Annotated in this window: 9 protein-coding genes; 8 read left to right on the forward strand and 1 reads right to left on the reverse strand. The window is 65.3% G+C overall.

Annotation, left to right across the window (positions count from 1 at the left end; genetic code table 11):
- Positions 1-34 precede the first annotated feature (34 nt).
- The 7 genes from DAAJ005_RS18180 (at position 35) to dprA (ending at position 6,554) form a co-directional block, all read left to right on the forward strand.
- Positions 35-280, forward strand: a complete 246-nt coding sequence (locus DAAJ005_RS18180) for a hypothetical protein (RefSeq protein WP_151848333.1) — start codon at positions 35-37, stop codon at positions 278-280.
- A 77-nt stretch (positions 281-357) separates the two neighbouring features.
- Complete coding sequence (locus tag DAAJ005_RS18185) at positions 358-1,917, forward strand: dihydrolipoamide acetyltransferase family protein (RefSeq protein ID WP_151848334.1); 1,560 nt, start codon at positions 358-360, stop codon at positions 1,915-1,917.
- Between the two features lie 160 nt (positions 1,918-2,077).
- Positions 2,078-2,554, forward strand: coding sequence for a hypothetical protein (locus DAAJ005_RS18190; protein ID WP_192930826.1), 477 nt, complete (start codon positions 2,078-2,080; stop codon positions 2,552-2,554).
- A gap of 25 nt (positions 2,555-2,579) precedes the next feature.
- Complete coding sequence (locus tag DAAJ005_RS18195) at positions 2,580-3,239, forward strand: response regulator transcription factor (RefSeq protein WP_029481209.1); 660 nt, start codon at positions 2,580-2,582, stop codon at positions 3,237-3,239.
- Positions 3,240-3,244: 5 nt separating this feature from the next.
- On the forward strand, positions 3,245-4,630 hold the full coding sequence (locus tag DAAJ005_RS18200) for a HAMP domain-containing sensor histidine kinase (RefSeq protein ID WP_151848335.1): 1,386 nt from the start codon (positions 3,245-3,247) through the stop codon (positions 4,628-4,630).
- A 153-nt stretch (positions 4,631-4,783) separates the two neighbouring features.
- Positions 4,784-5,416 carry a DoxX family protein gene (locus DAAJ005_RS18205; RefSeq protein WP_151848336.1) on the forward strand — a complete coding sequence of 211 codons (633 nt, stop codon included), beginning with the start codon at positions 4,784-4,786 and terminating at the stop codon, positions 5,414-5,416.
- 49 nt (positions 5,417-5,465) lie between these two features.
- Positions 5,466-6,554 (forward strand): DNA-processing protein DprA, encoded by a 1,089-nt coding sequence (gene dprA, locus DAAJ005_RS18210; RefSeq protein ID WP_151848337.1) that lies wholly within the window; start codon positions 5,466-5,468, stop codon positions 6,552-6,554.
- Positions 6,555-6,574: 20 nt separating this feature from the next.
- On the opposite strand, the gene DAAJ005_RS18215 is transcribed toward dprA, so the two are convergent.
- The gene (locus tag DAAJ005_RS18215; RefSeq protein WP_151848338.1) at positions 6,575-6,862 is read right to left on the reverse strand and encodes a hypothetical protein; all 288 of its coding nucleotides are present in this window, start codon (positions 6,860-6,862) and stop codon (positions 6,575-6,577) included.
- Positions 6,863-6,894: 32 nt separating this feature from the next.
- Between DAAJ005_RS18215 and DAAJ005_RS18220 the strand changes: the two genes are divergently transcribed.
- Entirely contained in the window at positions 6,895-7,857 is a 963-nt protein-coding gene (locus tag DAAJ005_RS18220) for an NAD-dependent epimerase/dehydratase family protein (RefSeq protein WP_151848339.1), read from the forward strand.
- Positions 7,858-7,942 lie beyond the last annotated feature (85 nt).

The following is a 7,942-nucleotide window of genomic DNA, read 5'->3' on the forward strand; positions in this document are numbered from 1 at the left end:
CGCTCATACAAAGCGCCCGCGTTAAGCTGCGTCCATGAAGCTCAAGCTCAACCCTGACCTGCTGCGTCCGCTGCTGGGCACCATCGGCCTGATGATCGGCTTCGGCGTATACGCGGTGGCGGGTGATCTTCCCCAGCCATGGCAGCGCCTGAGCATTGGCGCGATGTTTGCCCTGCTGGGCGTCAGCGCCGTGATCTACGGCAGGGGCGAACGCTGGATTCAGGTACTGGGCGGCGTGCTGATCGCTTATGGACTGCTGCGGGCATTGTTGCTCGGCTAGGTCAGGGGCAGAAGGCCAAAACACCACGCCCCGCCCCCTCTTTTCCCACAACCCACATCCCACAACCGAGGTAATCCGTGAAAGAAATTCTGCTCCCCGAACTGGCCGAAAGCGTTGTCGAAGGCGAAATCCTCAAGTGGTTGGTGGAGGAAGGCGACACCATCGCGCTGGAACAGCCGCTGTGCGAGGTCATGACCGACAAGGTAACCGTGGAACTGCCCAGCCCGGCGGCGGGCATCCTGCACAGGCGCATGGCGCAGGAGGGCGAGGTGGTGGCCGTTCACGCCGTCATCGCCCTGATCGACGAGGGGGGAGAGTCAGCAGCCACACCCAGCCCCACGCAGGCCATTCAGGACAGCGGCGAGAATCCCACGACCGCCGATGCCCAGTTGCCCCCACAGGCGCTGGAGGAACGCGAGCAGATCGCGCAGGAAGAGGACGATCAGGGCGGCAGCATCGTGGAGGCGGGCCACATGAAGGGCGGGGCCGACGACGATTCCAGCAGCCTGTTCAAGGCGTTTGCCTCTGACGAGCAGGTGAAAGTTCAGGGCCTGGGCAGCCGCAGCGGCAGCGGTGCGCCGGGTAGTTCCACCGCCGGAACGGGCACGCTGAACCGTGAGCCTGCGCCTGCCGCCCGCCCCGATGGCCGGGTGCTGGCCGTTCCTGCCGCCCGCCAACTGGCCCGCGAGATGAACCTTGATCTGACGCAGGTGCGGGGCAGCGGCCCCAACGGACGCATCCGCGTACAGGACGTGGCAGAGCATGGGCGGGGTGGGGCAGAGCAGGTGGATACGCCTCAGCCGCAGACGCCAGCACAACCGCAGGCACAGGCCGCAGTGGCTCCGACCAGCCAGCCTCAACCCGCCGCCAAAGGTGTGGGCGGAATGCCCGTCGCGCCTGTCCAGTACCGCACGCCCAAAGGCTACGAGCATCTGGAAGACCGCGTACCACTGCGGGGGATGCGCCGGGCCATCAGCAACCAGATGCAGGCCAGCCACCTCTACACCGTCCGCACCCTGACCGTGGACGAGGTCAACCTGACCAAGCTGGTGGAGTTCCGCAGCCGGGTCAAGGGCGAGGCGGCAGCAGCAGGCGTCAAGCTGTCGTACCTGCCGTTCATCTTCAAGGCGGTCACGGCGGCCCTCAAGAAATACCCCAGCCTGAACACCTCTTTCGACGAGGCCAGCAGCGAGATCGTGCAGAAGCGCTATTACAACATGGGCATGGCCGTCGCCACCGACGCGGGGCTGACCGTGCCGGTGCTGAAGGACGTGAACCAGAAGAGCATCTTCGAGCTGGCGCGTGAGGTCGTCGATCTGGCGGGCCGCGCGCAGAATGGCAAGCTGGCGGCAGACGAGCTGGCGGGCAGCACCTTTTCCATCACGAACATCGGCTCGATAGGCGCGCTGTTCTCGTTCCCGATCATCAACGTGCCGGACGCCGCGATTCTGGGCATCCACAGCATCGTCAAACGGCCCATCGTGGACGAGAACGACAACATCGTCGTGGCGCACATGATGTACCTGAGTCTGTCCTTCGATCACCGTCTGGTGGACGGCGCGGAAGCGGCCCGCTTTTGCCGAGAAGTGATCCGCCTGCTGGAAAACCCGGACCGCCTGATGCTGGAAGCGATGTAAACTCCTTAATACTGCCGAACCCCAAGCTGAGATAAAGGTGCGCCCCGGATTCGTCAAGGGCGCATCAGCTTCAAAGATTAAGGTGAGATATCCGGGGCAGGCCCCTGCCACCATCCTTCTCGATTTCGCCCCCATTCAGGAGACTTCCCAAACTGCCATGATGACCCGCATCCTCCTTCCCCTGCTGTGCCTGACGGCCCTGGCCCCTGCGGCTGGGGCGCTGAAGGTGCAGGTCTGGGATAGGGAATTGCAAACGAAGGTGGGCGACGGCGAGAGCAGCGGCAGCAAGCTGGTCATGCAGTTCGTGGGCGACTACGACGGCCCGGTGGTGGTGCTGTTCGCCCAGACCGACGAGGAAAAGTCGCGCGTCACCTTCCCCGGCCTCAAGAGCAGTTACAACGGCAGCCTCAGCAAGGGGCTATTGACCTTGCAGATGCCGGGGGCGTCTGGGGCCAGCCCCACCAATACCTCGCTTACCCTCAGCAAATTCCTGACTCCCTTCAAGCTGACCCTCAGCGCGCAGCCTGCTGGACTTTCCCTGAGCCTGCCGGGCCTCAAGACCACAGACACGGCGGCCAAAGACAGTTCCGGTAAAAGCGGCGCGGCTAAGGACAGTTCCGCCAAAGACGGCAAATAGACTCGCCCCACCCCAAGGAGACCTCATGCTGGCGCAGATTCTAGTTGTAGAAGACGATCCACATCTCGGGCCGCTACTCAAGGAATACCTGTCGGGCGACTATCAGGTGCATCATTCCGCCACCCTGCGGGACGCGCAGTCGTGGCTGGGCATGCACAGCGCTCAACTGATCCTGCTGGACCTGAACCTGCCCGACGGCGACGGTCTGGATCTCGTGCAGTCCCTGCGGCAATACAGCAGCACCCCCGTGCTGGTTCTGTCTGCGCGCAGCGGTGTGCAGGAGCGTGTGGCCGGGCTGAACGCCGGGGCCGACGACTACCTGACCAAGCCCTTTGCGATGCCCGAACTGGACGCCCGCATCACCGCCCTGCTGCGTCGCACCGCTGCCGGAACCGGGGTGAATCTGGGTAACACCAGCCTCAGCACCTCCAGCCTGTTGCTGACGGTCAACGACAAGAGCATCAACCTGACCGAACACGAGGCGCGCATCTTGGAACTGATGATGCGGACCCCGGAGCGCGTGTTCTCGCGCGCCGACATCGAATCACATCTATACGGCTGGGAAACGCCCAACAGCAACAGCGTGGAAGTGCGGATCTCGCAGCTTCGCAAGAAACTGGAGCAGTCGGACAGCGATCTGAAGATCAGAACCATTCGCAACGTCGGCTACGTGCTGCAAGCATAAAACAGATGTTGCCAGAAACCCGCCCCGCCCCGAATGCTGCGCCCGCCGCACCACACAGGCGGGGCGCGGTGCTGACGCCGGGGGCCGGGATGGCGTCGGCGCGGGTGGCGTGGCGGCATAGTCTGCGTTTCCGGCTGGCGGCCACCTACAGCCTGCTGGCCCTAGCGCTGATCCTGCTGATCAGTCTGGGCGTGGTGTCGCTGCTGCTCTCGCGCATGGATCAGCAGTTCAATGCCCGCCTGAATGACCGCGCCGACACGCTGGCCGAGGCGTTCTCTACATCCGGCGCGGGTCTGGGCAAGACGGCGAGTGGGGCCAACGCCTACACCATGCTGATTGACGAGGACGGCACGGTCAAGGCGGCCAGTCCCATCTTGCGGAATTTTTTGAATGCCCCCTACCCCTATGGTGACCGGTCGCAGGTCAGCATCGGGGAGACCTCTGTTCGGGCGGTCAAGCGCGAGGCAGGGGATTTTGGGACCCTGTGGGTGGGTCTGCCCGAGGACGACCTGATCGCCGCCCGCCAGAGCGCCGCGAGTGCCCTGCTGATCGCGCTGGTGTTCACGCCGCTGATCCTGCTGCTGGTGGGCTGGTGGGTGGGCCGCCGGGCGCTGTCGGGGTTGCAGGGGGCGGCGAATCTGGCAGACCAGATTGACCCTGGCCTTAGCCTTGCCACGCTGCCGCTGCCTGCCCGCGAGGACGAGGTCCACCGCCTTCTGAGTGCCATCAACCGCCTGCTGGTCCGCATCGAGGCTGGGCAGGCGCGCGAGAAGCAACTGCTAGGGCAGATCGTGCATGAGCTGGGCGCGCCGCTGACCGTGTTGCAGGCCAGCCTGCGCCGCGCCGAGGAACGTATCGACGACCCGGAAGTTCGCCGCGCCGCGCTGGTGGCCGATGAACTGACCTTTACCACCCAGGACCTGATGCAACTGGCACGCGGACAACTGGAGCTGAAGCTGGCGTGGCATTACATCCCGGCGCGCACCTTGCAGGAACGGCTGGAGCGGCTGGTGCCCGGCACGCTGTACGAGGGTGACTGGACTGGCGGCATCCTGTGTGACCCGGACCGATTGACGCAGGCCGTCCGCAACCTGCTGGCGAACGCCCGCCGCGCCGCCGGACCGGACGGCAGCGTGAAGCTGACGCTGGAAGAAACGGTGGACCACCTGACCTTCACCGTGCGCGACAGCGGCCCCGGCCTGCCCCCCGAACTGGGCGAGCGCATCTTCGAGCCGTTCATCAGCGGCGCGGGCAGCAGCGGCCTGGGCCTGAGCGTCTCGCGCCAGATCGCGGTGATGCACGGTGGCCGCCTGAGCGGCGGCAACCACCCAGGCGGCGGCGCACAGTTCGTGCTGGCCATTCCGGGCGCGGCGCTGGGAGATGAGGACTAGCAGGACAGTCCAGGTTCGGCAGCTTTCCGGAAAAATGAGTGGCGGGGCGGGGGAAGATGGACGGCTGGCCAAGCCATTTTCCGCAGCTCCATCATCCAGTTGATGGTCTTCCGCATATCTCTGGTCAGGTGATCCCACGCCGACGGAGAATTTATGACCCGCAACGAAACCGAGTTCAAGACCGCCCTACCCAGCCGCCCCTCCTCTGCCACGTCCACTGTTCCGGTGGCCAGAGATACCCTGGCCTGGAAGATTGATGCGCTGGAACTCCGCATGGTGGGCTGGTGGGCGCAGCACGGCATTCTGCTGCTGCGGCTGGCGCTGGGCGTGGTGTTCTTCTGGTTCGGCGTGCAGAAATTCTTTCCAGGGATCAGCGTGGCCCAGGACCTCGCCACCAACACTATCTCGGTCCTGACCTTTGGCCATGTCCCGCCAAATGTCAGCCTGCCCGTGCTGGCCACCTGGGAATGTCTGATCGGACTGGGGCTGCTTTCCGGGCGTTTCCTGCGCCTGACCCTGCTGCTGCTGTTCGCGCAGATGGCGGGTACGTTCCTGCCGCTGGTGTTCTTTCCCGCCGAAACGTTCAAGATCGTGCCGTGGGTACCCACGCTGGAAGGGCAGTACATCATCAAGAATCTGGTGCTGATCTCGGCTGGTCTGGTAGTGGGGGCAACCTCGCGCGGGGGCCGCATCATTCACAGCGCGGTGGCGGCCCAGACGGCAGAGAACACGCAGAACCTGCACGCCCGCTTCCGCCGCCGTTTTCACCGCAACCCCGAGGCCTAAATAGACTGGGACAGCGTGTCTGGGACCGCCGCCCCGCTATGCTGACCGCGTGACCACTGCCGCCCAGAATCCTGACGCCGCCTCCGAATTGCTGGCCCTGCTGATCCTGCGCCTGACCCCCAACCTGGGGCCGCGCAGGATCGAATCTTTGCGGCGGCATTTCGGCAGCGCGCGGGCGGCCCTGCATGCGCCCCTGCTGAAGCTGCGTGACGTGCCGGGACTGGACTCTAAAAGTGTGGCTGGCATGGGCAACCCCAAAGCAGCGGCGGGCGCACAGGCCGAGGTGGAAAAGGCCGCACGCATGGGCGTGACCCTGCTGGGCCGGGGGCTGGACGGCTATCCGGCGGCGCTGGAGGCCCTGGGCGATCCGCCCCCGGTGCTGTGGGTGCTGGGAGAGTTGCCCGAACTGAGCGTGGTGCCGCGCGCCGTGGGCATCGTGGGCACGCGGGCGGCCAGTCCCTATGCCGTCAGCCTGACCCGCAGGATTTCCGGCGATCTGGCGCGGGCGGGCGTGGTGATCGTCAGCGGACTGGCACGCGGCATCGACACGGCGGCCCACGGCGCGGCGGTGGAAGCCGGAGGCCAGAGCATCGGCGTGCTGGGCTGCGCCGTCAACGTGATCTACCCGCGCGAGAACGAGCGGCTGGCCGAACACCTGACCCTGATCAGCGAGTACCCGCTGGACACTGGCCCGGCCCAGCATCACTTTCCAACGAGAAACCGTTTGATCGCAGCCCTGAGCGCGGGCACACTGGTGGTGGAGGGCGAGCGCAAATCTGGCTCCCTAATCACCGCCACGCACGCACTGGAATGCGGGCGCACGGTCTTTGCGGTTCCTGGCCGGGCGGGCGATCCCCGCGCCGCTGGCCCCCATGCCCTGCTGCGCGACGGCGCGGTGCTGACCGAAACGGCGCAGGACGTGCTGGATGAACTGGGCTGGGGGCAGGCCCCCGCCGCTCCTATTCCCGATCTGCCGCCCGAGCAGGCCCGTGTGCTGAAGTCCCTGACCGCCCCCGCCACGCTGGACGATCTCCAGGCCACGACGGGCCTGCCCCTGCCCGAGCTTCAGACCGCGCTGGTCATGCTTCAACTGATGGGCCTGGCTGAGGAAGTGGGCGGAAGGTGGGCGCGACGCTAAACCGAATTCATGAGCCAGATTCAAAGGTGCTGAGGCCCGAAATCCTTCTCCACATCCACACGCGGCGGTCCCGGCAACGTCACGCCCTCGCGCGCAGGTTCGGCCAGATCGGGTAACAGGCTCCTGATTCCGACATTCAGATGACCGTCAACACCCTCAATCCCATCCGAAAGCGGATCAAGGTTGAGTGTCCAGCCTCCGCCGTCCCACAATGTCTCAAGCGTCAACGCCTCGCCCCCTTGCAGCGCAGCAAGTTCCAGATCATCGATGCGGACGCGGACGCCCTGGCGGGTAAAGCGAACTTTCATACCTCCTATTCTGCCCGCTCTATGGTGGGGCTATGAACATCCTGATTCTGGGCGGCACGCAGTTCGTGGGGCGGCACATCGTAGAGGCGTTTCTGGATTCGGGCCACAAGGTCACGGTCCTGACGCGCGGCAAATCGAAGGACGAACTGCCTGAAGCTGTCGAGCGTCTGCATGGAGACCGCGACGAGGGCGCGGCGGGCCTGAGCGCATTGGAAGGCCGGGAGTGGTACGCCTGCGTGGATGTCAGCGGCTACACGCCCCGGCAGGTCCGCGCCAGCGCCTCAGCCTTGCAGGGCCACGTGGGGCGTTATGTCTTCGTTAGCACCGTCAGTGTTTACGCCGAACCGGAGCGCCATCCAGTGCGCGAGGACGATCCGCTGTCGCCGCCCGCCGCTGAGGACGTGACCGAGGTTTCGGGCAAGACCTACGGCCCCCTCAAGGTGACCTGCGAGAACATCGTCCACGAGGTCTACGGCGAACACTGCACGGTGCTGCGCCCGCAGATCGTGGCCGGGCCGTTCGATCACACTGCGCGCTATCCGTACTGGGTGGACCGCGCTGCGGGTGGCGGAGCGGTGCTGACTCCCGGCGAGGGCCAGGATTACCTTCAGGTCATCGACGCCCGCGATCTGGCGCGTTTCACGGTCAAGGTGGTGGAGGACGGCACTGACGGCACCTTCAACATGTCCGGGCCAAGAATAAGCTGGACCGAATTTATGGGGGTGCTGGGCGTCACGGGTCCGGTGTGGGTAGATAGTGAGACACTGAAGGCGAACGGTTTAGGCTCTAAAGAACTGCCCGTCTATCTCTCCGCAGACGGCGAGCAGGGCGGCATGATGGACGTGGACAACGCGCGGGCGATGGCGGCGGGCCTGACCCTGACAGACCCGGCAGTGACGGCACGCGATACGCGGGAATGGAGCAGGGATGCGGACCTTCAATACACCCTGACACCGGAGCGCGAGGCTGAGATTCTGGCGTCGCTGGGCGGCTAATCGGCTCACCCAACCTGGCCGGGAGGCCGGGATATGGGTGATATGCTGCCCCACGCTACGCATTACGGAAGGGAGGTGCGCGCCT

The sequence above is a fragment of the Deinococcus sp. AJ005 genome (assembly GCF_009017495.1).
In the GTDB taxonomy this organism is placed as follows: Bacteria; Deinococcota; Deinococci; order Deinococcales; family Deinococcaceae; genus Deinococcus.

Coding starts and splice junctions, on each gene's coding strand:
- DAAJ005_RS18180 (WP_151848333.1), top strand. CDS start 35: ATGAAGCTCAAGCTCAACCCTGACCTGCTGCGTCCGCTGCTGGGCACC.
- DAAJ005_RS18190 (WP_192930826.1), top strand. CDS start 2,078: ATGACCCGCATCCTCCTTCCCCTGCTGTGCCTGACGGCCCTGGCCCCT.
- DAAJ005_RS18195 (WP_029481209.1), top strand. CDS start 2,580: ATGCTGGCGCAGATTCTAGTTGTAGAAGACGATCCACATCTCGGGCCG.
- DAAJ005_RS18200 (WP_151848335.1), top strand. CDS start 3,245: ATGTTGCCAGAAACCCGCCCCGCCCCGAATGCTGCGCCCGCCGCACCA.
- DAAJ005_RS18205 (WP_151848336.1), top strand. CDS start 4,784: ATGACCCGCAACGAAACCGAGTTCAAGACCGCCCTACCCAGCCGCCCC.
- DAAJ005_RS18215 (WP_151848338.1), bottom strand. CDS start 6,862: ATGAAAGTTCGCTTTACCCGCCAGGGCGTCCGCGTCCGCATCGATGAT.
- DAAJ005_RS18220 (WP_151848339.1), top strand. CDS start 6,895: ATGAACATCCTGATTCTGGGCGGCACGCAGTTCGTGGGGCGGCACATC.